This window comes from Paraglaciecola sp. (genome assembly GCF_030730205.1).
In the GTDB taxonomy this organism is placed as follows: Bacteria; Pseudomonadota; Gammaproteobacteria; order Enterobacterales; family Alteromonadaceae; genus Paraglaciecola.
In genome coordinates, this window is record NZ_JANQVQ010000258.1 from 1 (window position 1) to 24,295 (window position 24,295).

The 24,295-nt window shown below is 44.2% G+C and carries 18 protein-coding genes; 6 read left to right on the forward strand and 12 right to left on the reverse strand.

Going from position 1 to position 24,295, the window contains the following annotated elements:
• On the forward strand, positions 1 to 2,399 hold a 2,399-nt coding region (pbp4b, locus tag NWQ57_RS16745), incomplete at its 5' end, for a penicillin binding protein PBP4B (protein WP_306023311.1).
• Between the two features lie 9 nt (positions 2,400 to 2,408).
• Positions 2,409 to 3,977, forward strand: coding sequence for a serine hydrolase (locus tag NWQ57_RS16750; RefSeq protein WP_306023312.1), 1,569 nt, complete (start codon positions 2,409 to 2,411; stop codon positions 3,975 to 3,977).
• 8 nt (positions 3,978 to 3,985) lie between these two features.
• On the opposite strand, the gene NWQ57_RS16755 is transcribed toward NWQ57_RS16750, so the two are convergent.
• The 4 genes from NWQ57_RS16755 to NWQ57_RS16770 form a co-directional block, all read right to left on the reverse strand.
• Positions 3,986 to 4,861 (reverse strand): multidrug transporter, encoded by an 876-nt coding sequence (locus tag NWQ57_RS16755; protein ID WP_306023313.1) that lies wholly within the window; start codon positions 4,859 to 4,861, stop codon positions 3,986 to 3,988.
• 206 nt (positions 4,862 to 5,067) lie between these two features.
• Positions 5,068 to 5,589, reverse strand: a complete 522-nt coding sequence (locus tag NWQ57_RS16760) for a hypothetical protein (RefSeq protein WP_306023314.1) — start codon at positions 5,587 to 5,589, stop codon at positions 5,068 to 5,070.
• A 92-nt stretch (positions 5,590 to 5,681) separates the two neighbouring features.
• Positions 5,682 to 6,464 carry a hydratase gene (locus NWQ57_RS16765; RefSeq protein ID WP_306023315.1) on the reverse strand — a complete coding sequence of 261 codons (783 nt, stop codon included), beginning with the start codon at positions 6,462 to 6,464 and terminating at the stop codon, positions 5,682 to 5,684.
• Between the two features lie 86 nt (positions 6,465 to 6,550).
• The gene (locus tag NWQ57_RS16770; protein WP_306023316.1) at positions 6,551 to 7,711 is read right to left on the reverse strand and encodes a DUF819 domain-containing protein; all 1,161 of its coding nucleotides are present in this window, start codon (positions 7,709 to 7,711) and stop codon (positions 6,551 to 6,553) included.
• Between the two features lie 480 nt (positions 7,712 to 8,191).
• Here NWQ57_RS16770 and NWQ57_RS16775 point away from each other — a divergent pair, with 480 nt between their 5' ends.
• The 4 genes from NWQ57_RS16775 (at position 8,192) to NWQ57_RS16790 (ending at position 13,404) form a co-directional block, all read left to right on the forward strand.
• The gene (locus NWQ57_RS16775) at positions 8,192 to 9,559 is read left to right on the forward strand and encodes a C40 family peptidase (protein WP_306023317.1); all 1,368 of its coding nucleotides are present in this window, start codon (positions 8,192 to 8,194) and stop codon (positions 9,557 to 9,559) included.
• Between the two features lie 6 nt (positions 9,560 to 9,565).
• On the forward strand, positions 9,566 to 10,669 hold the full coding sequence (locus tag NWQ57_RS16780) for a dipeptide epimerase (protein WP_306023318.1): 1,104 nt from the start codon (positions 9,566 to 9,568) through the stop codon (positions 10,667 to 10,669).
• Positions 10,657 to 11,436, forward strand: a complete 780-nt coding sequence (locus tag NWQ57_RS16785; protein ID WP_306023319.1) for a L,D-transpeptidase — start codon at positions 10,657 to 10,659, stop codon at positions 11,434 to 11,436. The genes NWQ57_RS16780 and NWQ57_RS16785 overlap by 13 nt, the downstream gene beginning before the upstream one ends.
• Before the next feature lie 312 nt (positions 11,437 to 11,748).
• A complete protein-coding gene (locus tag NWQ57_RS16790; protein ID WP_306023320.1) occupies positions 11,749 to 13,404 on the forward strand; it encodes a response regulator in 1,656 nt (551 codons plus the stop codon).
• Between the two features lie 5 nt (positions 13,405 to 13,409).
• On the opposite strand, the gene NWQ57_RS16795 is transcribed toward NWQ57_RS16790, so the two are convergent.
• The 8 genes from NWQ57_RS16795 to NWQ57_RS16830 form a co-directional block, all read right to left on the reverse strand.
• Positions 13,410 to 14,210: an ABC transporter substrate-binding protein gene (locus tag NWQ57_RS16795; RefSeq protein WP_306023321.1), complete on the reverse strand. Its 801-nt coding sequence runs from the start codon at positions 14,208 to 14,210 to the stop codon at positions 13,410 to 13,412.
• 201 nt (positions 14,211 to 14,411) lie between these two features.
• Positions 14,412 to 15,281 (reverse strand): mechanosensitive ion channel family protein, encoded by an 870-nt coding sequence (locus tag NWQ57_RS16800; protein ID WP_306023322.1) that lies wholly within the window; start codon positions 15,279 to 15,281, stop codon positions 14,412 to 14,414.
• Positions 15,282 to 15,339: 58 nt separating this feature from the next.
• A complete protein-coding gene (gene dld / locus NWQ57_RS16805) occupies positions 15,340 to 17,040 on the reverse strand; it encodes a D-lactate dehydrogenase (RefSeq protein WP_306023323.1) in 1,701 nt (566 codons plus the stop codon).
• Between the two features lie 116 nt (positions 17,041 to 17,156).
• On the reverse strand, positions 17,157 to 19,376 hold the full coding sequence (locus tag NWQ57_RS16810; protein WP_306023324.1) for a transglutaminase family protein: 2,220 nt from the start codon (positions 19,374 to 19,376) through the stop codon (positions 17,157 to 17,159).
• Between the two features lie 18 nt (positions 19,377 to 19,394).
• Complete coding sequence (locus tag NWQ57_RS16815) at positions 19,395 to 20,264, reverse strand: transglutaminase family protein (RefSeq protein WP_306023325.1); 870 nt, start codon at positions 20,262 to 20,264, stop codon at positions 19,395 to 19,397.
• Between the two features lie 75 nt (positions 20,265 to 20,339).
• On the reverse strand, positions 20,340 to 21,350 hold the full coding sequence (locus tag NWQ57_RS16820; RefSeq protein WP_306023339.1) for a peptidase M42: 1,011 nt from the start codon (positions 21,348 to 21,350) through the stop codon (positions 20,340 to 20,342).
• A gap of 93 nt (positions 21,351 to 21,443) precedes the next feature.
• Positions 21,444 to 23,333 carry a bifunctional glutathionylspermidine amidase/synthase gene (gene gss / locus NWQ57_RS16825; protein WP_306023326.1) on the reverse strand — a complete coding sequence of 630 codons (1,890 nt, stop codon included), beginning with the start codon at positions 23,331 to 23,333 and terminating at the stop codon, positions 21,444 to 21,446.
• A gap of 27 nt (positions 23,334 to 23,360) precedes the next feature.
• Positions 23,361 to 24,293 carry an alpha-E domain-containing protein gene (locus NWQ57_RS16830; RefSeq protein WP_306023327.1) on the reverse strand — a complete coding sequence of 311 codons (933 nt, stop codon included), beginning with the start codon at positions 24,291 to 24,293 and terminating at the stop codon, positions 23,361 to 23,363.
• Positions 24,294 to 24,295 lie beyond the last annotated feature (2 nt).

A 24,295-nucleotide genomic window follows, 5' to 3' on the forward strand; every position in this document is an offset into this window, starting at 1 on the left:
TCAGTTGTTCAAGCCTGCCTTTATCTTACATGCAGTCTAAAAATTACAGTCAGCGTATTAAATTTTTAGTCATGCATTATACGGCGATTGATTATCAAAAATCGGTCAAGGCTTTAGTAGAAGAAGGGGGCTTAAGTTCACACTACCTAATTCCTGAGCGTAACGATCCGAGTTATCAAGACAGTGAATTAAAAGTCATTCAGTTAGTGGAAGAGTCAGGCAGAGCATGGCACGCTGGCAATAGTTATTGGCAAGGGCGTGAAGATTTAAACGACCAAAGCATCGGCATCGAAATCGTCAATGTGCCTCATTGTATGCGCGACGAAGCCAGCAATTCTGGCCCAAAGCGGGAAAACTCCATTGACAGACTGTGTGTGTTTCCTGACTACGATCCAAAACAAATCGAATTATTAATCAAGCTATCCCAAGATATTCTGGCTCGCAACCCAGATATTTCACCCACTGCGGTAGTGGGTCATTCTGATATTGCACCAACCCGTAAAAATGACCCTGGCCCTCGGTTTCCATGGTACCAATTATATCAAGCAGGTATTGGTGCCTGGTACGACAACGATACCTTACAAAAATATTGGCAGATATTTAATCAGTCTCCCATCAGCATTGGCTTAATGCAGCATGCCTTGAACCGCTATGGTTACGGAATAACCGAAACGGGGATAATTGATAGCGCGACCTTCGATACCTTATCAGCTTTTCAGATGCATTTTTTGCCTTGGTCAGTTAGCGGTAAGTTAGATAGCAAAACCGCGGCAGTGCTATTTGCATTAATTGAAAAGTATTTTCCAAGTCGTATCGACGCCCTGATGAAACGCTACGAAGCAGAAAAAATGCCGCCTGTAGCACCTCGTACCTTAGCTTATTATCAGGTAAACGAGTTGTTTCCCACAGTGGATCGCAGCACCAGAGAATGGGTAAACGATCGCACGGTGTTTAAGGAATACAAAGGTGAAGGTCAGATCATTATTGACAATATTGATGCACAAAGTGCCGACATCTATATCAATGGTCAAAAACTCAATATAGAAAGTGCGCTACAGCCTTATCAACGTTATGAATACAGCTTAGCGAGGCGCACAAAAACAGGTGAAAACACCTTAAAAGTAGAAAACGTACGACCAGAAGGGAGCTCGGTTAAGGTCATGATCCCCTATCCGACCTTGCACGATGCCACTGGACAGTACCTAACTACATTTGCCAAAGTGGATGAGCTTATTAATCAAGATGTCGCCGACGGTTTTCCGGGTGCAGTGTTGTTGGTAGTAAAAGAAGGCAAGATTATAAAACGCAGTGCTTATGGTTATGCCCGCAAATTTGCTGATGGTGGATTGCCCCTTGATCAAGCCGTAAAGATGCAGACTAACCAGCTGTTTGATTTAGCCTCAAACACCAAAATGTTTGCCACCAACTTTGCCCTAATGAAGTTGGTATCAGAAGGTAAGATAGATGTCACCCGCCCCTTAAGTGAATACTTGCCAGAATACCAAGGCCAGGGACGAGAAAGCCGTTTAGTGCGAGATTTATTAACTCATACCGCGGGGTATTCGCCTCAAGTGCGTTTTTTTACCAAGGATAACGAGCTTGGTCCGCGCTTTTTCTCGCAAAATAAAGCACAAACTGAGCACCTTTTGCTCAGTCGTGTGCCCTTTGAAACCGGGCGTCAAACCAAAGCCATTTATAGTGACACAGATTACATGTTGTTAGGTTTACTTGTAGAACGGGTGACCCAAATGTCGCTAGACCGCTACGTTGAACAAGATATTTATCATCCACTTAATCTAAGCAATACCTTGTTTAACCCTTTGCATAAGGGCTTTGCACCACAGCAGTTTGCCGCCACTGAAATTCAGGGGAATACCCGTGACGGCTCAGTAGACTTTACTAATGTGAGAAAGCATGTATTACAAGGTGAGGTGCATGATGAAAAAGCCTTCCACTCTTTTGCAGGTGTTGCTGGCCATGCCGGTTTATTCTCTAACGTAGACGACTTAGCCGTTCTTGCTCAAACTCTATTAAATGGCGGTGGTTACGGCCGTGTTAAGGTATTTGACCGCGCAGTTTTAGCTAAATTCACTAAACCAGAAGAGGGAGACAGTAGTTTTGGTTTAGGCTGGCGCCGAGCTGATCAAGGTCAAAGTAAGTGGCACTTTGGGCCCTATGCTAGCCCTTATGCCTATGGTCACACCGGCTGGACAGGCACGGTCACAGTCATCGACCCCGCATACGATCTAGCCATTATTTTGCTGACTAATGCTCGGCACAGTAAAATTGTTGAGCGCGAAGCAGGTAAGGGCCGCGAGTTTAATGGCAAGTTATTTGAAACGGGTAAATACGGTAGCGTGATCAGTTTGGTCTATGAAGCCTTACTTGAACGTCCATAGGAGTTACAAATGATTAAGCGAAATAAGGTTCGTGTAGCCCTATTCTTGTTAGCTGGGTGTATCACCATGAATGGTCAGGCAGAGGCAATAAACGAAGATAAAATTAACGCTATCATGCAGCATTTTCAAGTACCAGGCGCGGCCATTGGTATTGTTCAAAACGGCCAAGTGATTGCCGCCAAAGGTTTTGGGCTCAAAACCCTTGGTAAACCCGACCCTATTGACGCTGACAGTATTTTCAAAATTGCCTCTAATACCAAAGCGTTTACCACCGCTGCCTTAGCGATTTTGGTCGACGAAGGTAAAATTAGTTGGCATGGCAAGGTACAACGCTATTTGCCGGATTTTAAGCTATATGACCCTTGGGTCAGTCGGCAATTTACCCTTATCGATTTGTTAACTCATCGTAGTGGTTTAGGTTTAGGCGCAGGCGATTTAATGTTGTGGCCAGAACCCTCCAGCTTTAGCCGCCAAGAAGTAATGCATAATCTACGTTATCTGAAACCCGCTGGTGAATTTCGCGCAGATTACGCCTACGACAATTTACTTTATATCGTTGCAGGAGAAATCATTCCTGCCGTTACTGGACAAAGTTGGGAGCAATTTGTTGAGCAGCGCATTATGCGCCCTCTTGGCATGAACCACTGTTTTGCTGGGCAAGTGAGCGAAGCCAAACAACAAGACCTTGCCACCCCACATGGCATGGTTAACGGCAAGCTACAGGCCATAATACGCGCGATTGATTACAGCAAGCCAAGCGTATCAGCGCCTGCTGGTGGTATTCAATGTAGCCTCAACGATATGCTGCGCTGGGTAACAGTGCAACTAGCTGAAGGCAAAATTGACGCCAAGCAAGGTTTATTTAGTCAAGCGCAGCATAAGATGATGTGGCAACCTCAAACCATTATGCCCTTGTCTGCCAGCAGTAAACGCCGAGATAACAGCCATTTTAGTGCTTATGCATTAGGTTGGCGGGTGAATGATATGAACGGTACTTTGCAAGTGCATCATACGGGCAGTTTGGCCGGTATGTATTCTTTTGTGAGTTTATTTCCCGAATTAGATTTAGGCTTTGTTGTGCTAACCAACCAGCAGTCGAGCGCGGCACGCAGTGCTCTGATGTATTCCATCATGAAACCTTTTTTGGGTGATACACAAACCGATTGGATGGCCGAATTTAGCCCAAAGACTTCGCCTCAAGCCAGCAAAAAAATGAATACACCCCCCCTAGTAAGCTACCCCACAGCTAATATAAGTCAGTCAGAAAACAGCGACTATCTTGGTACCTATGTCGATCCATGGTTAGGCCGCTTTGTTATAGCAACACATGCCGATGGCAGTCTGCTAATTCACTCACAACGAGTAGAAAAATTGATCGGCAGTTTGTACCGCCTTGGCCATGACTCGCTGCTTATCCGTTGGCACGATCGCAGCTTAGAAGCGGATGCGATAATGCACTTTACCCGCAATCAAAAAGGTGAGGTAAGTGGCATGACTATGTTACCAGAGTCAAGTGACATCGATTTTAGCTATGATTTTCAAGACTTAAACTTTACTAAAATCATTGAATCTGAATGAAAGGCGAGCTATCCCCAGATAACCAATAATGCAGCTAAGGCAATTAAAACCAAAGCAAAGGCATCTTTGATTTGCACTTTTTGTTTTAACCAATAGCTTGAAATCAGTAAGGTGAAAAAGATTTCGATTTGCCCTAAGGTTTTTACATAGGGCACATTTTGAATCGACATCGCACTAAACCAGCCGATTGAGCCTAAACAGCTGCTAACACTGGTCAGTAAGGTTAATTTTGGCCGTTGCATTAGGGCCCGTAATGTCCCCTTGTCATTGAGCCATAAGTAGCTGACCAAGCCCAATGTTTGCAGACTGATCACCATAACTAATACCCAAGCGGCGCTGTAAGGAAAGGATAAATTTAGCTGCAAACTGGCCTCTCTAACCCACAGTGAAGTTAACGCAAAGGCACTGCCACACGCTAAACCCATCGCAACAGTTGCTAGTGATAGCCCTTTAACACCCTTGACTGCACTCATCAAAAATACCGCCAAGCCACCGATAAAAACCCCTAACCATCCAAAAAATGACAAGGTTGTACCAAAAAACAACATCCCCAACACAGCAGCAACAATGGCCTCGCTTTTTGCCAGTCCAGCGCCTATCGCATAGTTATTCATCTTAAAAAGCCTAACCATTAAGCTAGTTGCAACGATCTGCGTCACCGCTGCGCCAATAATGTACAGCCAATATTGAGTGTTAAAAATCGGCATCGCAACGGGCTCAATGGCATACAGCAAACCAAGATAGATCGCAGCTATGGGTCCCGCCCAAATAAAACGCGCAAGCGTTACCCCCGTGACTTTAACGGTTTGCCCGAGTTGACTCTGAAAGGCATTGCGCCACGCCTGCATAAACGTGGCAAAAACGGTACATAATACCCAAGTCATGAATATCCGGTGTTGGTCACATGGACCTTAGTTGTATCGGTATGATGAATGGATTGTCGCATCACAAAACGAAATAAGAAACGTCTGGATGAGAGAAATAGGCAATCAACCCGCTCCTTAAATAAGAAGCCGATTGTGCTAAAAATAGATTTACGTCGAATTTAGAAGTAAGTAAGTACTAACAAATAAGTTTCCTGGACGATTCTTTACAGCAGTGCCCGAACAGCATTTAAGGCATCAACCGCGAACCCCCTGTCATAGAAATAGATAATAGTGCCATGTTCATCTAATAACATCACCCGGGCATTATTGGGTTTTTGATTTCCGGTGAATTCTTGCACTTTGTCGCCGTCTTCGTACACCGTCACGACCCCTTTCCATAACTCTTTTGGAATACCTGAGCGCATACCACTGTCAATAAAGGTGCTGAACATTCGGGGAAACATGCCCTGAATGGTGGGGATCTCGTACACATTAAGGGCTGTGTTTGTCATGTCCAAACCGATAAGCCAGCGGTCGATATCAAATTGACTGTCTTGCTTGTAACCGAATAACAGCAACGTTTTGCTGCCTTTGAAATCATCGGGAATAGTGACCTTTTCACCCGCTAGACTTTGCCCTGTCACCACTAACATGGCATCACCAACCGCAAGCTGGCCGGGGTGTTCATAACTTGAACACCCCATCAAGCCAATACTCAAAAACAAAGCCAGAATAAGATTTTTCATTGGTCGTCCTTTAATACGTTTAATGGGTATACGTTGCGATGCAAGAATAAGTTTGATTGCTCGCAGCTCAATCGACCATTAACATTGAAAGACTATTGGGTTTTCGCTTTAAAATGCACGTGCATCTCGCCTAAGCCTGCATACTTGATCGTCATATCGCATGCGATAGGTGCATCAAACACCCCTGCATAAGAGCCTGTAATGGCAGCTTGCCCGGCCTCGATACCAATGCCCTGCTGACGTAAAAACTCTACCAACCAATACAAGGGTGCGCGCGGGATTACGTTAGGGTGTTTAGCGCTGTAGGGCTGAGTTTGATCGGCATAACTAAGGGTGATATCAATATTACTGGCCTGTTTCGCCAATTCAGCATCAACTTGTGGGCCTACATACAAACCTTGATTAACCAAACCATCTGCTAATTTATCAAAGTGATGAATAGGGGCCGTGGGCACATACCGATTATAAATAAGCTCTAAGGCCATATGAGTACGGCCAATAGCAGCATCAATTTCAGCGGGTAAATAAGGCTCTGCGCGCACAGGTAAGGCATGGGCAAAATAGAAGGCTAACTCAGGTTCAATCCGCGCCACATTGTTGTCAGGCCACAAACTAACAGGTGCGATAGTATCAATGGTGCTGGTAAAAATAGGCGCAACGACCCAATTACCCTCAATGGGCTGTAAACACTTCCATGCACCTACACTGTCTTTGCATTGTTCGCACCATAATTGCGTGACTGCCTGCTGTATGGCAAAGGCGCTTTGATTGTCAGTAGGGCGGCAATGAGCAGCTAGCACCTCACCTTTTTGTGCGTTTAGACGCCTTGCCAGCAGTATTGATGCTGCCTGTTCTGTTGCTGATGGCTGGTGCATGGTTATCCTTTAAAAGCAGTACAAGGGAAGATATCGCAGTGTGCCACAAGAAAAGCCCTAGTGCTGCAACATAATTTTTGAACCTCTTAGCTGGCAATAAAAGATAGAATTTTGCCCACCAGCAAGCCGCCACCAGTACCTATTATATAGCCCACCATGGCCATCAATACGCCAACTGGGATCAAGGCCTTGGAATAAGATGCAGCTAAAATAGGGGCTGACGCCACACCACCAATATTAGCTAAAGAGGCCACACCACAAGTAAACAGATCAAGCTTCAACCATTTGGCCATCACGACCATAATTAAAGCATGTATCGCCAGTATGACGAGGCCCAAAATAATGTAAACCGGAGCCTGTGTGAGTTCAGCAAAATTAGCCCGTGACGCAATCAGTGCAATAATTAAATACAACATTAACATCGACAACTGACTGGCGCCTGCGATTTTAGCCAAAGGCGTTATTGCACAGATGACACCAGCCAAAGTCACAATTAACACCGTCCAGGCTGTGCTGGTAAAGTACGCAGACGTCGGTAAAAGCTGAGCAGCACTTTGTGCTAAAGCTGACATTAACAAAGCAATGGCTAGTAAAATTAATAATCCGCCAGCATTAACAGGACCTTTTTCGTTGTCCAACTCGATGTTAGCGCCAATTTTTTCGAGAAACTGACTATCTGCCTTTACCCAACGGTTAAACCGTTTTGCATGAGGCACTAAGGCCAACAAGAACATGACCCACATGGCGTAATCGATAGAATCGATCAACAGGGTATAGCCCATACTTGAATCCGGTACGTCTAACGCCAATTGAATCGCGACCATGTTGCCGGTGCCCCCCATCCAACTGCCACTTAAGGCTGCTAGGGTTTTCCAGGCTCCAGGCTGCAAATACCCTTGAAAAACGGTAAATGCGATCACAAAGGCAATAGCGATGCTCACTGCGGCAATAACAAAGGCCAGCAACATTCTGCCGCCTAATTGCTTGATTTGCCGTAAGTCAGCATCCAATAACATCAAAAATATCATGGCCGGTAACAAATTGTTGCGCAACATTTTATAGGCGTTGTTAATCTCTTCGGTTTTTTCCCACACGCCAAAGGTCGAGCACAACATGACAACAAAATATAACGACACGATGGCAGGTAAATACTCAAATAAACGCCAACGAGTGTTGGTTTCAAGTAACTTAAGCGAAGCAGCAATGACGAGTAATGCCGTAACGTAGATAAACGATGAAGTAATCAAGCTGCCTTCTCCTTATTGTGTACTTGACATAGGTGAAATAACTCACCCCATTGGTAAGTGAACAAACATTGCATTTTGCATCCCTTTTAGGCCTGAATGACGCGCACTAAGTTGCTAACGAATCAGCTGCTCTATTCAAAAATAACAGAAAATAAAGAATAATTTATTAGTAAACAAGTAAGCCTGTTGATAGTCAATCTTTAAAACCAATTTGAGCGACTAACACTATTTGCAGCTAAGCCTTGTTGAAATAAATATTCCTATGATAACCTCTTACTAGAATACTATATTATTTAGGCAATCGATTTGCATACTTACTTTACTGTAAGGCTAATTTGTCTGTTAAAAAGCATTAATCGTGGGTTTAGCTGCATATGTGCCCACACGCCTAACCAAAATGAGTAAAAAAATATGTTCAGTGTATTAAGAACAAATCGCAATGTAACGCCCTGCTACAAAGCTATTTGGCGTCGAGTAGTCATGATGCTCACGTTAAGTTGTTTGAGTTACATGACTCATGGTGCGAGCAACATTCCAGATATCTCCGATAAACAACTCAATGCGCAATATTGGCAGCAAAAGCTGACACAGGATCAATGGATGTCGATGAAAAACAGCCAAGTTAAAGCCTTTAATCAGCTACTATTTACCCACAATGAACACATGGTACAGCCTCTACAAACAGCAGATAGTCTTAGTAAGGTTGAGCTGCTAGGAAAACTATCCCGTATAAGCGCAGTGCCAAGCAGTGCAAGGTTTTACGCCGATGGCACACAACTGACCCAATCGCATTTTCAACACTATCTCGACAACCTTAATACTCAATCCATAAAAAAAATGAATGCGGTGCAGTTTGGTCTGGTAGTGAAACGCTCAGCCATGCGCACCTTTCCCACCCTCGATAAAGTTTACAACGAGCAAATGGATCTTGATCTAGACCGCTTTCAAGAAACCGCAGTGTTCCCGGGTGAAGCGGTCGCTATATTGCTTAGCAGTACCGACAATAAGTGGTTTTTGGTGCAAAACTACAACTATCTCGCGTGGGTAGAGCAAGAAGCTATTGCCATTGGTGATAAACAAGCATTGATTCAATACACTGATCAGAGCGACTTTTTAATGATAACAGGGGCAAAAGTCTTCACCTCTTATGTGCCTAATGAGCCAAAAATCTCGCAAGTACAATTGGATATGGGCGTCAAATTGCCACTACTAAGTGCTGGACAACAGCACAAAGAATTATACGGACAAAGTACCGCGGGCAATTATGAAGTTGAGTTGCCCACCAGAAACGAGGACGGCAGCCTTAGTTTTAAAACCGCATTAATTGGGCGCACTCAAGATGTCCAGCAAGGTTACCTTGAGTTTACCCCAAAGCATGTTATTGCTCAGGCGTTTAAGTTTTTAGGAGAACGTTATGGCTGGGGACACGACTATAATGGCCGCGATTGCACCGGCTTTGTAGGCGAAATTTATAAAACGTTCGGTATCTTAATGCCCCGTAATTCAGGCCAACAAGGCAAGGGAGAATACGGTACTAACTTTCGTTTCAATGCCTCAACTGAAGTTGCGGCAAAAATGGCGGTTATCGATCAATTACAGGTTGGCGATCTCATCTATATTCCTGGTCATGTTATGGTGTATTTAGGCAAAGAAAACGGTCAACCTTTTGTCATCCATGATGTTAAAGGCTTAGCTTATTGGACACCCGATGGCGATTATTACAGTGGTGTATTAAACGCCGTATCCGTTACGCCTTTAATTAAATTACAGTTAAACAAACAAACGACTTATCTAGACAAAATCTATAATATTAAACGCATTACCCTGACCAGCAAACAAGAGCGCTAAACGTCTATGAAAATCACCGCAGTTCGCTTTGCTAAGTTAGATGTACCATTAAAAACACCGTTTAAAACGGCCGTTCGCACCGTACAAGATATTTGTGACTTAGTGGTGATAGTCGAAACCGACTGTGGCCAAGTTGGTTATGGTGCGGCCCCTTCCACACCAGTGATTACCGGCGATACTCATGGCTCAATGTTTTATGCCATCGCCAATGTGATCGCGCCGCGAATTATTGGTATGGATATCGAAGAGCTTAATACGATATGCCAACGTATCCAACATGCCATCATCGGTAATAGTAGCGCTAAAGCGGCCATCGAAATCGCCATATACGACTTATGGGCAAAGCACTTGCAAGCGCCTCTTTATAAGGTCTTAGGCGGCGGAAAAACCCAACTTCGTACAGATGTAACCATCAGCGTTGATCATATCGATAAAATGCTGGCTGACGCTCACCTCGCTATCACCCAAGGCTTTGACATACTTAAAATTAAGATTGGTACTGATATCGAAGACGACATCAACAGAGTCAGTACCCTCTATCAAGCCCTGCACAAACAAGCGACTATGCGACTTGATGTAAACCAAGGGTGGACTGCCAAGCAGACCGTCTATGCGATGCAAAAATTAGAGCACCGCGGAGTTGAGCTTGAACTGATTGAACAACCCGTGAAAAATACAGATATCGACGGTTTGCGTTATATCAGCGAACGTATTACTACACCAGTCATGGCCGACGAAAGCGCTTTTTCTGCGCTGCAGGTCATCGAACTGATCCGCACAGGTGCGGCAGATATCATTAACATTAAGCTGATGAAAAGTGCAGGACTGAGCAATGCCATTAAAATCGCTGACTTGGCAGAATTGTACGCCATTCCCTGTATGATTGGCTGTATGCTTGAAGGTAGTATCAGTGTTGCTGCTGCTGCACATTTAGCAAGTGCCAAAGCGTCTAGTATTACCTTGATTGACTTAGACGGCCCGACACTGGGTAAATATGATCCTGTTGTAGGTGGCGTTAATTTTAACCACTCACATATTCAATTAGGTCAAGGCCACGGTTTAGGCATTGACGGCATTAACGGTTTACAGGAGTTAACATGGCCATTTTAACCTTACGCAACACCCTTATTATGCTAAGCCTTAGCGTGGCAAGTTTACTTAGCGCCTGCGTAAGTCAGCCTAAAACTGACTTGCCCCTGCTGCAGCGTGTTGATACCCAGCAACTGGTATTAGTTATTGCGGATGATTGGGAAGCGAACACGGCCACCTTACAGAAATTTGAGTGGCAAAATAATCACTGGCAAGCGGTTGATGAAGCCTTTGCTGTCAATATCGGTCGCACCGGACTCGCTTGGGGCTTAGGATTGCACTCAGCGCAAAAGGGCTATTACAAACAAGAAGGAGATGGTAAAGCCACTGCTGGTGTTTTTGATCTAAGCCATACCTTTGGCTACCTAGAACAGTTAAATACTGCTATGCCTTATACCCCTATGACCGCCAGTAACTATTGCATTGATGTGAATGGTTCTTCTTTTTATAACCAAATAGTTGATGAGAATTTGGTGGGTAAAGACGCGGTTAAAGACTCGACTGAACCCATGCGCCGCGATATTCATAACAATAATCAAGACATCTACAAAAAGGGCATTGTACTTGACCACAATGTGGCCAATATTAGTGGGCAAGGTAGCTGTATCTTTTTGCATATGTGGTTTGGTCCTGGTGTGGCAACAGCCGGTTGCACTGCGATGTCAGAGCCCGACATGGACCGCCTCTTGGCTTGGTTAGATCCGACAAAAAGCCCTCGCTATGTCGCCTTGCCAAAAGCAGAGTATTTGGCAAAACAACAAGCATGGGGCCTACCTATCATTAACTAACTGTCACGAGTGCGGGAGTGTATTAGGTATATCCCGCCGCATCCGCTATTGTTTGTCGTCAGCAGTTGATTTTGCTTCAAACCCTGCGCTTTGCGAGCAGCAAGCCCGAGATAGCACCCGCCATACCCAGTTAGCGCGCGATTTTCATGTTGTCCTTTCATATATTACAATTTAACAATCGATGTATTGCGCTGAGTAAAGTTAAGGGCTAAGTTACACGATTACTTGCCCATAAATTGATGGTCTTAGTGTTGAGTCTATTGGCACTCACTGGAAGTTGTTAAAAACCGAAGAAAATTGGAAAACTAAGACGTGATAGAAATACCCCCACAAAAGCCCCTTGAAGCACAAAAGGTCTTGATTATCGACGGACAAACACTTGTCCACGATGTCATCAAGTCAGCGTTGATGGAACTGAATATCAAACATGTTCAAAGTGCTGAAAATGCCTATTTTGCGCTTCGTTTATGCGAAGAAATGACTTTTGATGTGGTGCTTATTTCATTTGACGTAAAAAGTGACAAAGACGGATTTAACTTATTAGAAGAAATGAAACTCAAGGGTTTTATTACTAAAACCACCACTGTGGTATTTTTAAGTGCCGATACGTCCTCTGGTTTAGTTAATTGTGTCGTTGAACTACAACCCAGTGATTTTTGGGTTAAGCCCTTAGATCGCCATAAGATTGAAAAACGTTTTAGTTATTTATTCGAAATTAAAAAACGCCTCTATCGCCTGAATTTTTGCGTAGACAAGCAAGAATATGCCACAGCCATTTATTATGCTGAGCGTCAACTTGCTGACCCCGTGCTGGCTCAGTTCCATCCACAAATAAATCGAGTGATTGGCGATTGTCTGCTATCACTTTTACAATTTGAGCAGGCCGAAAACCTGTATAAAAAACTACTTGGACAATATAAATACGGCTGGATTTCAGTCAACTTAGCTCGCAGCTTACTCAAACAAGATAAATTTGCAGAGGCACAAGCGCTACTCAATCAACTGTTAGAGCGAGATGACACCCGATTTACGGCCTACGATGTATTAGCCGAGTACTACATCGAAAAAGAGAACTACGAAAAAGGCTACGAAATTATCAAAGAGGCAACCAAACTTGCTCCTCGTAATATTGCCAGAAATAAAAAGTCATGGAACTTAGCCCGACTAAATCATGATCGCCAGGGCCAGTATATGGCCACTCAGAATATGGCCAAATATGCCAAAAATTCGATACACGATTCACCTCATTTAAGCTTAAATGTAATACGGGCAGCTATCGATTTAGCCGGTACGCTGTCAGGGCCTGAAAGTATTAAATTACTAAGCAAAACTGAGCGAGACCTTGTTAAGTTACAAAGTGACTTTGGCGCACAAAACCAACTGGGCGAGCAACTCAGTGTAATTAGCGCCCGTATGCTTAATTTAAAAAATGACAAAAAAGCCGCCGAAGCCATTGTTTCAGAGTTGCTCAATATCAAACAACATCATTCTATTGAAGATACCTTAGACAAGGTAAAGGCGTTTCACGAACTCGGTTACTGGGAACAGTCTTTGGCCTTGTTAGACGATATTAAAACGCAAATAGAAGGTGATTCTTTTACTGCCCAAGTAATAAACGAATACATAGAACAAGAGAGCAAAGAACGAGCCTCAATTCATTATTCGCCCAAAGAACTGGTTGATATGGCCTCAGCCCACTATCGCAGTAAACGTTACAAACCGTCTTACGAACTATTAAAACAAGCTCTCGTATTAACGCCTAAAAATACCAATATTGCGCTAAGTTTGCTTAAAGTCATTGCTAAAATCGCGGTTGATATACGCTTGGAAGATGAGCACGTTAACGTGTATGAGCAGTGCAAAAGCTTAGTAAGTGACTGTCCTTTAACTGAAGCTCAAGTCGCTAAAATAGATGAGTATGATCAGATACTTAACCCCATATTTAAGCAAAAAACCAAAAAAGCGTAGGCCTATTACTTTGCTCTGCAAGTCGCTGTTGTGGGAAAGTGTAGGTCTTTGGAGTGAAAATTAAGAGACTCAGTAAACTCTCCGCTATCAATATAAGCCTGTAATTGTTGGTCAATGATCGTTTTAACCGACTGCATATCCCGACGAATGACGAAAGACAAGGGCACAGCACTTGTTGGCGTCGGTGATTGATAAATAGTAACAGTACAAAACTGGGCGTCTGAAAAGGTCAACGCTGCATTGTAGTTATTCATGACAGCATAATCACAGCGGCCTTTCGCCAACATAGCCGCCATTGCAGTTTGATTACTTGAATCCACTCTAATCAGGCTTTGTTGCTGAAAGAAAGGCGCCAATCCGGTATACACAAAACCAGTGCGGGTACATATTCGTTTATGCTTTAGCGACTCAAGAGAAAAATTTTCAGAAAATGGGCGTAAACCATATAAATATGACTGGTGCTGCATAATAGGCATACTCGATATTAAATTTTCACTATTAGCAAACCAATTGGTATTCGCTAATAAAATATCGATTTTGCCCTCGTTTAAAAACTGCTCACTTCGTGTTCGATTAGAATCGACAAAATTTGCTCTCAGCAGGTTTTTTCGTGCAGTAAAAGCAAAAAAGTCAGCCACTAAACCGTGGTAACGCTGACCTTCATTATCAAAATACGCATAGGGGCGTGAACCCGGAGAGTTAACAGCGAAGGTCAAGGTCTTAATTTGTTCGGCGACAACTTCTTTACCGGTTAAGATTGACCCGCAAAGTGCGATACACCCTATCAATATTATTCTTCTGTACAACGTTCCTCCTTAAACCACATCATTACGACTAAAACGGATAATAACCAAAAAGCTAAAATTAGCCGCTAATTTTTACCTAATTTGTGTTTAACCGCTGATTTCCTGTTCAATCGGCTAAAATGGCTTATTTTAGGGCCATGTATAGCAGCACTAAGCTGCTACTTGCTGAGTAATCGTGGTCTCAGACAAGTAGAAGTAACACTAACACTCTTGCGCCTTTTGTATGGTTAACTTCCCATCCACATGGATATCCCGTTGCGGGAAGGCAATACAAATGTCGTGCTCATTAAATAGCTCATCTAAACGGTAACGAATGTTGCTACGGATCATGCGTAGATGCCCTTCAACACTCGCATTCATCCAAAAATACACCACAAACATGAGGGCGTTATCACCAAAATCATCAAAAATGACGACGGGTGCTGGTGTGGTTAACACGTCTTGTTGTTCTGCCACGGCTTGGGCAATTAACTCAGCCACCTTACGACACGGCGAGCCATAAGCCACGCCCACACTTACTGTTGTGCGCGTCATATTATCTACCAGAGTCCAATTGACCACGGTATTTTCTAATAGCACACTGTTGGGTATCATCATGTGCACGCCATCAGTACGGCGAATGCGGGTCGAGCGAGTATTAATAGCTTCAACATTGCCCTTCACATCACCCACTTCTAAAAAGTCACCGATGCGGATCGGACGCTCCCACATTAAGATCCAACCACTGATGAAATTGTTAATGATATTTTGCGCCCCAAAGCCAAAACCAATAGCCACCGCACCCGACAAGAATGCAAAGGCGGTAATCGGTACGTTAATTAAATCGAGGGTAGTGATAAATAACGCTAAAAAGGCCAGGATAAAGAGGATACGTCTAACTAAATGCACAACATCAGGCGCAACACCTTTACTGCGCATGCGAGTAGTGATTAATTTAATGGTCCAGCTGATCAGCAAATAACCAATAAACAAAGCGGTGGGCATGAGCAAAAGATCGGCGAGGGAAATCGCTTTGTCTTGAACGTTAAATAAGGGTTCGTTAAAAAAGGCGATAATTTCAGTTAGGTTCATGGTTGTCTCAGTGTTCTGCAGTCAGTGTTAAGCATAGCCTCAAATTCTGACACGATATTTATACTTGGCAGCTGCAGTTACGCTGCTGGCGATCCGTCTTGCCAATGCCGGGATTAAAACTATTGGTAGGGTCAAGCTGGTGATAAAATTCTCTTAAGCTCTGCTCAGCCTCATACAAATGCCCCACGTTATGTTCTGCGGGGTATTTGGCTGCACGTTCATTTAAGAGCTTTAGCATGTATTGTTTGACTTTTTTCGCCTCCACACCCTTTTTCAAAATGTAATCTTGATGAAAGACGTGACAGAAAAAATGCCCATAGTAGAGTTTTTTATCGATTATCTGATTAAGGTCAGGTGGCAGTGTTTCTAACCAGTCGATATCATTGCGTCGCAGCGCGATATCCAATGATAACAACTCGCCCACCGAATCTTGATGCATCACTTGATATCGCATGGCTGCGCCCGCTGCGGCAAAACGATGCAATAAGGCGCTGGCGCCTTCGGTGGCATCACATTCGAAATAGTCACCTTGATGTTGCTGAAAAAAACGCGCTAAGTGAGCTTGCGCCTCAGCAATACCGAGGTCACTCATTTTTAGAATTAAATGATGCTCGTATTTATCCCGAAATTGCAGCATTCGTTTAGGTAAATGCTGTGGAAACGCTCGCCCAATGAGTTGCATTACTTTGTCAGTAAGGTGGCCAGGCAACCACGGTAAGTCCTTAAGCCAGCCATCGATTCGAGCTTTTAAGGTAAACATAGCAGGTAAGCGGTCTGTACCTAAATGTTTCACGCTTAAAAATGTATCTTTGCCATACTTGGCGGAAATATCAAAAATATCTCGGTGCAAGTATTCACCCACCTCAGGTAAGTGACGATAATGTTGCAATATGTCCCGGCGTAATTGACCTAGAACAAGCGGGTCATTGCTACCAATGTAAAAAACCCTTTCTTGTTTGGCCATGGCAAAGGTATCTAAACGCACGGCAAATACAGCTAATTTACCTGCACAACCGCTGGCTTCAAATAAACGTCTTGGGTCTGCATTAAAACGGCTTGGTGAGTTCTCGTTTACCCCTCTAACTCGCTCCTGATACTCTTGATCAGAGGCCAAGGCCACTCCTTTTTTTAAATTTGTGGTTGCAAACTTACCGGCCATTAAATTCTGTAATATCTCTTCCGGTTCATTGCCTAGCTCGATGCCTAGGTGATTAACTAACAGCAATTCTCCTCGCTCGTTAATCCGCGCAAATAAGGCCAATTCTGTGTAGGCAGGGCCGCGTTTTATCAGTGCGCCGCCTGAGTTATTCGCAATACCGCCAACCACTGATGCACCAAGGCAAGAAGAACCAATTACCGAGTGTGGCGCTCGTCCTAGTGGTTTAAGTTTCTTTTCTAAACTAAACAAGGTTGTACCCGGAAAACTGATTACCTGTTGTCCTTGTTCAAGTAACACTATTTGGTCCATGGCGAGAGTATTAATGACCACAACAGGGCGGTCGTAATCATCACCACTTGGCGTTGATCCCTCGGTTAACCCCGTATTAGCCGCCTGCATAATAATAATGGCCTTGTACTCAACACAGGCTTTTAATACACGATAATAGCTAAGCAAATCTTGAGGCAGCACCACGGCTAAGGCAGTGCCGCCACCAGATCGCCAACCCAAACGATATGGGCGCGATTTTTTTTCATCACTTAAAACAAACTGCTGACCAGCAATGGATTGCAGCTGTTGTAATAATAGAGAATGTGGCATTGTCCGTGTTTCCTGAGGAAAAGAGGTGATCTGATGTCAAACAACGATACTAAACAATATCTGCTCTAGCCTGTAATCAGATCATGATGCTTACAGGCTAGGTGTAGCTTAAAACCTTATTGTCTGCGCAAATCAAGGGTGTAAAGTAAGCGCACAGATGGCGGTAAATCCCTAACAGTGGCTTCTGAACCAACTAAGTCTGAGCGGTCGATAAGTCGTTCACCGACCCTTGCTCGCGCTTCTTGCTGGTTGCTCGGTAAACCATCATATTTTTCGCCCCATAATTTCCAGTTCACATAATCAAAGGCATGCACAACTTTATTGCTTGCCTGTTCAATGATAAGAATATTAAGGGGTGAATGCGCAGTAATATGGGGTTGCAGCCCCCAGGGATTATCAAACAAGCGATACCGAATCCCCGCTACAGCTGAATGCTCAGAGACCTGTTGGAGGGGTATGCGAATACCGTTCACACTGGCAATCAAACCGGCCTGAGCAAAATCGCCTTCGGCCAATAATTCTAAGCGATCGGTTGTACTGTCAACTACTCGTCCTGTTCCTTCGTGTTCGCCCATAACTGGCCAAGGTTCAATCGCATGACGCAGGGTCCACTTAATTGCACCGCTGCTAAATTGAGTCACTAGCGGAAATCGAAAATCAAGTTGAGCTTCGAACACATTCTGCTCGAATGAAAATCCATGCTCATTTAAGTAAGCGATGACTGAGTGCAAATCCTGACGTAAGAAATAAGGCAGCATAAATTTGTCATGTAAGCTCTCACGCCAATCAATCAGAGGCGAGGTGAAAGGCTTTTCTGCAAAACAGGCCGCCAAAGCACGCAACAACACGTTGGCTGCAAGTAATGGCTCAGGCTCGGGTACCATTTCAAACGCACGAAACTCGATTAAGCCGCTCCTGCCATTGCCCGTATTAATGTTATAAAATTTATCTACACTCAACTCAGCGCGATGGGTATTACCGTTCCAATCCATAAGCAAGTTACGTAACAGCGCATCGATCATCCATGGCTGACCCGGTTGACTCATTTCTTCAATCCCTTTGAGGGTTATTTCCAGCTCATAGGGCAGTTCATGGGCGCTCTCGTCGACACGCGGAGCTTGACTTGAAGGACCAATGAACAAGCCACTAAATGCATAAGACAGGGAGGGATGCTGCTGTAAAAACCGCAAAAAACTGCTCAATAAATTTGGGCGTTCGATAAAGGGATTATGATCTAAGTCTGGCCCACCCATTACAATGTGTGCCCCCCCGCCCGTGCTTACTTGGCGACCACTGAGTTGGTATTTGAGCGCGCGCATCCCAATAGATTCTGCACTTTGATACATGCCACGGATCACACGCTCAAAGTCAGGCCAGTTATCTGCAGGAGGTAAATTCACTTCCAACACGCCTGGGTCAGAGGTGAGTGCCATCGATTCTAAATCTTCATCACGAGGCGGGGTGTAACCCTCTAAGCGGATAGGTGGCAGATTAAGCTTAACGGTCAGTTTTTCAATCGTTCTTACCAGCTCGGCAAAACAAGCAAAGCTGGGCAAAGGAGGAAGAAAAACAATCAGTTCCTGATCTCTTAATTCTACCGAAAGTCCACGACGAATAGCGCCTTCGGGTAAGCGATGCAAGGGTAAACGCAAACCTACAGGGCTGTCACCAGGATATAAAGTGAGGTCATCGCCATCTGGCAAGTTCCATTCGCCGGTTGACCACTTTTCATCGTCATGATCTAGCGGTAATACCCAGCCCGCGGGTTCAAAGTAGCTTTGCCATTTTTGATCGAGGTCATCCGGTAAAGGCCGTGAAATAAAAGCGCGTTTGCTGCGACTGAAGCGTGGTAATAAGTGGGTGGTTTCATCAGAACCAATGGACTTAAGTTTAGCTTCCAAATCTTCGTAAGCGGGTAAACTCGTATCTGCTAGACCTAACTCTGCTGCCAAATCAGCAATAAATTGTTTTGGCATGGCAGGATCACCCGGTGCTATGGTTTCTTGCCCTAAGCGCAATCGATTAAGGTCATTCCATAAGGGGGCCTGGCTACGAGATTTATAGATGCCTATTTGCCATCGAGGCAAGGGTTCACCCGGATAGTGTTTACCAAACGATTGCATCACCACCGCCCCTTTAAACAGGGTCGACGTTAATTCTTGCGCCATTAACCGTGCAAATTTTAGCTTCTGTGGCCCTAATGCGGCTAAATTCCACTCTGGGGCGGTCGTGTCATAAGGCACAAAAGTAGGCTCGCCCCCCTGAGTCAAAATCAAATTTTGCGCAGCGAGTTTAGCGTCTGCCAGACATCCTTGGATATTGATATTTTCTTTCACGTTTTTTTCCACTAATAATTAAGATTCAATGATATGGGCTTCAATACAAACACGCATTTCTTTAAAAAGTTTAGCATCGCCAAGGTAACTTCCGCGAATTGGCGTAGCTTGTTCTGGATTTCTAGTTGTCGCCACAGGTACATGTAAACTTGCCGCGAGAATGCCGCTGGTGGGATCAAATCCCTTCCAGCCAGCACCAGGAAGGTAGATTTCGGCCCACGCATGGGTCGCATTGGCCGCAATATCTACCGCTTCGTTGTCTGAACTACATAGGTAACCACTGACAAATCGAGCAGCCAGCCCTAAGTGCCGCGCTGCTTCCATCAGCAGCAATGCAAAGTCTCTACACGTACCACTGCCTAATGCCAATGTTTGAGCTGGACTTTGCACACCAGGCTCTTCTCTGCGGCCATAGTTAAAGTGGCTGGCTATATGTTCGTTCAATGCCAGTAAAAACGGTAAGGTTTCTGTTTTTCCATTAGGCTCGAGGCGAGGTCCTAGCCACTCGTCAAGTACTGCTTGATCTGCGGGGTATTGACGAATTAAAAACGGGGCTAAATCGATGAGGTCTTCACCCTGATAATCAAAAGGAAGAAGGTTCGCGTAAAGATCCAAAGAGAAGTTAAACGGATTAATATTAAACTGTTCGACCGTGTATTCTGATGTAATCCGTAACTCCTCAGTTTTGCCGGTAAAATAAACCTGTGCGACCGAATTGTTAAACACATCATGTTTCCAACTCACGTTATGTGCCGGATAAATTTCAAGCTTTTCTGTACAAATTCGTAGCCCATGGCTTTCAACCGGCCGTAGCATAAGCTGATGGTTGGTCAGTTCCACCGGACGTTCGTAACAGTAAATATTGACATGGCTTATCTTTAGTTTCATGACTTATCTTAAGTGAATTGTACGCTAACAAATTAACGCGTTAACTAAAGGCTCAACAACGTTACGTTGAGATGATCAAATATTGGCTAACTCATTCAAAATACTCAAAAATGCTTTTACCGATCCTAAGGGTGCAGACTCAGACATGGTGTGGTAACCACTTGAGGGTATTTGCAAAGTGGTACCGTCTACCAAGCCGTTTGAAGCAGCAATAATCCGGCCCATCTCAGTGGATCCGTATGACGAAAGTGGCTCGCCTTTTTGTTCGTGAATACGATTCTGAGCGGCAACATATTCATCTTTAAATTGATAACTCACACCAAGACGCTGACAAATTTTTACCAGCTCTTGATTCAATTCTTCATTAAAATCAGCGTTAGCGTCTTTATTGCGCAGTACTAGTTGCTGTTGTTTCGCTGTGTTTAAGTCGGGATATGGGCTGGTATCAACAACAATCAGATTGTTAGTTGAGCCACCAAACCGCCTAAACCACTCAAGCAGATAGCGCCAACTTTTTCCTGCCTCTTCTTGCGCAGTAAAAAACGCCGTACCTTCAAAACCATTTTCAAACAGGTGAACCAATGCGGCCGTGGTGAGCACATTATCGAGCTGCCCAACCAAAGCATGTTCGGTAATATTAAGTTTATCGGTAAAGGCTACTGGCGTACCCGCGACTAAATGTTCAAGCCCATCAACTTGAAAAATTAGGTTATTTCGAAACTCACAAATGTATGCGCCAGTGATTTTTCCGCGACCGCGATACGCCCCGGACCAAGGTTCGAAGGCATACACGCTTTCTGCATCAAAGCGATCAACAATTTTTTGCATTAAAGACTCGCTGACCGAATTACCCAGCAAATCAGAGCGTGCACCTGCAACAAATGCGGCATATTGGAATTCGTTCGGCCCAGTACATACCAAGCCATGACGGTCTATATGCGCTGAAAACATGCGCGAATCTGGTTTACTTCCCTGAGCCACCAGCAAACCTTCATACCAAGTTACTTTGGCTCCGCGTTCTTCTAATTCTCGTTGCAATACCCGAAAAAAAGAATGTTCTGCGCCAGTTACACTCGGGCTTCGCATTAAGGTGCGCAACAGCTCAATAAACGACTCGGGCAGGTCTGATTGACAATTTACTATTTGCTCTAAGGCCTTTTGGCTTGTATTCACAGTGTACTACTCATCTAAAAAGGATAAATCATCATCTATTCGTAATGCCATGCAATCGCTGTCTTTACCAATAATCATTGAACGATCGACTCTTACACCGCTGCCGGCGTAATTACCTGCAGCCGTAAACGTACAAACTTGCACATAATATTTACCCACTTTGGGCAAAGGAAAAAGCTGTTGGTATATTTGGGTTCTGTCACCGAAAGCGCCGCCCTTATCAGCCAAGACCTTATTATCTTTATCGATAAGTTGAATATTGGCTCCACAACGCCCTACGATGGGTTTGACCACATAACCGCTGGCTTCAAGTTCAGGACTGAGTTCAAAACTGGTATTGAGCAATAAAGGATGGTTTGGAAAAAGTGACCACAACACAGGTAGTATCGCCTTATTGCTGGGGATGAGGGTCCACAGAGGTTCAAACACCATGATTTCTTGGCGCAGCAATACATCGCTCAAATTAGGTACGCTGCCAGGAGGACGAATTTTATCGGTGATCGCTTGTTGCTCATCTTGTTCCGTGCGCAGTTGATCAAGAGCGGTCTCCCAGGCCCATGTTTTCCATACCCACTTAACCTTGTTACCGTGGGTATCAACAATATCACCCTGCTCATTCCAACTTAGGGAAGACAAACCAACCACCCGCACGCATTTATGACCGGCAGCCTCAATAGCAGAAAGCATAAATAGGGCATGGTAGTCTTCTTCAGGATCAGTATCTTGCAGAACGTGTACTAAGCCCTCTACTTCACTTTCGCGCCACGCTTTGACTAATTCAGCAAATAACTCGGCCCCTGCATCTTCGCCATGTTTAAGACCCAAATGTTTGGCCCATTTACCTTGGACTTTGCCTGTTTCCATGTAACAAGAGGCTGAATCGCAGTTGTATTCGTAGACTTTAAGACCTTGCTCAGACAATGAAAAATCAAATCGGCTGGTAATTAATTGATTCAGTCGGTTATCCCACGATTGCCTAATGCGGGGCAAAATTGAGTCTGGTAGACCAAAAGAATACAGTAATTCATCATGTTGTAATACGTAGTCAGTTGCATGCATAAATAAGCCATGCAGCTCATCCGTGGCTGATTCAAGGGCTTCTTGTGCACTTTGTGACATCATGTAATAACTAAGGTGATCGTCTTCAACCGAAGTAAGCCAATGCCCTTTCATCATATCTACATAAGCCGCTTCATCATCATTAGCTATGTTGAGCCACGGTTTAAAGGCATGGGAAGAGGAGTGCGCGGTAGCCGGTTTAAGGTTAAACAATTCTGTTTGTTCAGGCTCCGACAACTCTGCATGGGTAGTATCGGCTGTTTGAATCATCCAACCTAATATGGTGGCATCACTGAAAGAGCATTCGATCCAAAAGTCGCCTTCACGCCCTATTTTTACCTTAATTTCGCGAGAATAATCTCGGCCATCAGGCCATGGCACAAAGTCCATATTTTGTTCAACAATACGCACATAGCTATCGCTTACTTCAGTGATTATTGCGACGTGACCGGTATTAACAAATTCGCCACCTTCTTCCCAAATCAACAAACTGCCCACTTCAGGATGACGCTGGGCACCATTTTTAAAGGCCTGCAAAGGCAGGAGTTCATTACTGGCGATTTCTCTAACACTACGTAAATTAAAAATTTCATAGGCCATGGAAACATCATTAAAAATGTAACCTTGATTAACATACAACCAGCGACGAGCAAACTCGACACATTGCCATTTATACCCCATGTAGATACCGTCAAAATAACTTCGATAAGCACTGCGATTGGGGTAAAGGGCTTGATCAGCGGTGTCATAATCGCTGGAATATGAAGCAACTCCGCCGGGCGCAGTGCCCAGCAAAGTGCCAAACGGCGTAGAACCTAGTTCTAATTTAGGCGGCATAGATTTCCTTGTGATAAGAAAAATAACCTATTGTTGATGATAAAAATACGTTTCGTTTATCTTGTCAAAAATCGTGTTTAAGCCCAACTGCATATCATCAATAAAGTCATGCAACTTTTCTTGGATCAAGGATTGCGGGTTGGCCTCCAACAAATGATTTTCGACAACCCGAATTTGCATAATCACATCTTCGTGATTTGGTAGTTGCTTTAAACAGTGCTCAACTTGCTGCAAGGTATGCAGTAACGAACGTGGAAAGCGGTTTTCTAGCAGCAAAAACTTCAATACATCAGGACGACGAATACGCAGGCGCACTTCTCGACGATACATTTGATAAGCGGTGAGTGATTTAAGTACGCTCATCCATTGTAAATTTTCAAAGGCCGATTGTGAGGTTTCAGTATCTTGTAGTAGAGACGCAGAGCGCACATCGATAATCCGTGTGGTCATATCTGCTCGTTCAATATTTCGGCCAATACGCAAAAACGCATACCCTTCATCATGGGTCATGGTGCCAGCCAATATACCGGTAATCGTTTGATTACATTGAATAATTTCACTTAAAAATGCATAACGAGAACGGCGCGCTTGGGCTTTTTGACAATTTTCTTTGGCGTATGAGTATAACTCATTGATTTTTTCCCACGCCTCGCGAGGAATAATTTCACGAATAGTACGGGCGTTTTCACGAGCGGCGCTTAAAGCACTGATAATCGAACCGAGGTTTTTTCGGTCCGCCACCATAAAGTTAATCACATTGCGCTCCACCGCTTCTTTGTGATTTGAATAAAACAACTCACGATAGGACAGAATATCGACAATAGGCTCCCAACCCAGAGAGATACTTTTGGGCAAATCAAGGAGAAGATTGGAGTTAACATTAATAATACGCGCGGTATTTTCAGCACGCTCTAAATATCTGCCTAACCAACAAAGGTTATTTGCGACTCTTGACAACATAA

Coding starts and splice junctions, on each gene's coding strand:
- NWQ57_RS16750 (WP_306023312.1), top strand. CDS start 2,409: ATGATTAAGCGAAATAAGGTTCGTGTAGCCCTATTCTTGTTAGCTGGG.
- NWQ57_RS16755 (WP_306023313.1), bottom strand. CDS start 4,861: ATGACTTGGGTATTATGTACCGTTTTTGCCACGTTTATGCAGGCGTGG.
- NWQ57_RS16760 (WP_306023314.1), bottom strand. CDS start 5,589: ATGAAAAATCTTATTCTGGCTTTGTTTTTGAGTATTGGCTTGATGGGG.
- NWQ57_RS16765 (WP_306023315.1), bottom strand. CDS start 6,464: ATGCACCAGCCATCAGCAACAGAACAGGCAGCATCAATACTGCTGGCA.
- NWQ57_RS16775 (WP_306023317.1), top strand. CDS start 8,192: ATGATGCTCACGTTAAGTTGTTTGAGTTACATGACTCATGGTGCGAGC.
- NWQ57_RS16780 (WP_306023318.1), top strand. CDS start 9,566: ATGAAAATCACCGCAGTTCGCTTTGCTAAGTTAGATGTACCATTAAAA.
- NWQ57_RS16785 (WP_306023319.1), top strand. CDS start 10,657: ATGGCCATTTTAACCTTACGCAACACCCTTATTATGCTAAGCCTTAGC.
- NWQ57_RS16800 (WP_306023322.1), bottom strand. CDS start 15,281: ATGAACCTAACTGAAATTATCGCCTTTTTTAACGAACCCTTATTTAAC.
- dld (WP_306023323.1), bottom strand. CDS start 17,040: ATGCCACATTCTCTATTATTACAACAGCTGCAATCCATTGCTGGTCAG.
- NWQ57_RS16815 (WP_306023325.1), bottom strand. CDS start 20,264: ATGAAACTAAAGATAAGCCATGTCAATATTTACTGTTACGAACGTCCG.
- NWQ57_RS16820 (WP_306023339.1), bottom strand. CDS start 21,350: ATGCGAAGCCCGAGTGTAACTGGCGCAGAACATTCTTTTTTTCGGGTA.
- gss (WP_306023326.1), bottom strand. CDS start 23,333: ATGCCGCCTAAATTAGAACTAGGTTCTACGCCGTTTGGCACTTTGCTG.
- NWQ57_RS16830 (WP_306023327.1), bottom strand. CDS start 24,293: ATGTTGTCAAGAGTCGCAAATAACCTTTGTTGGTTAGGCAGATATTTA.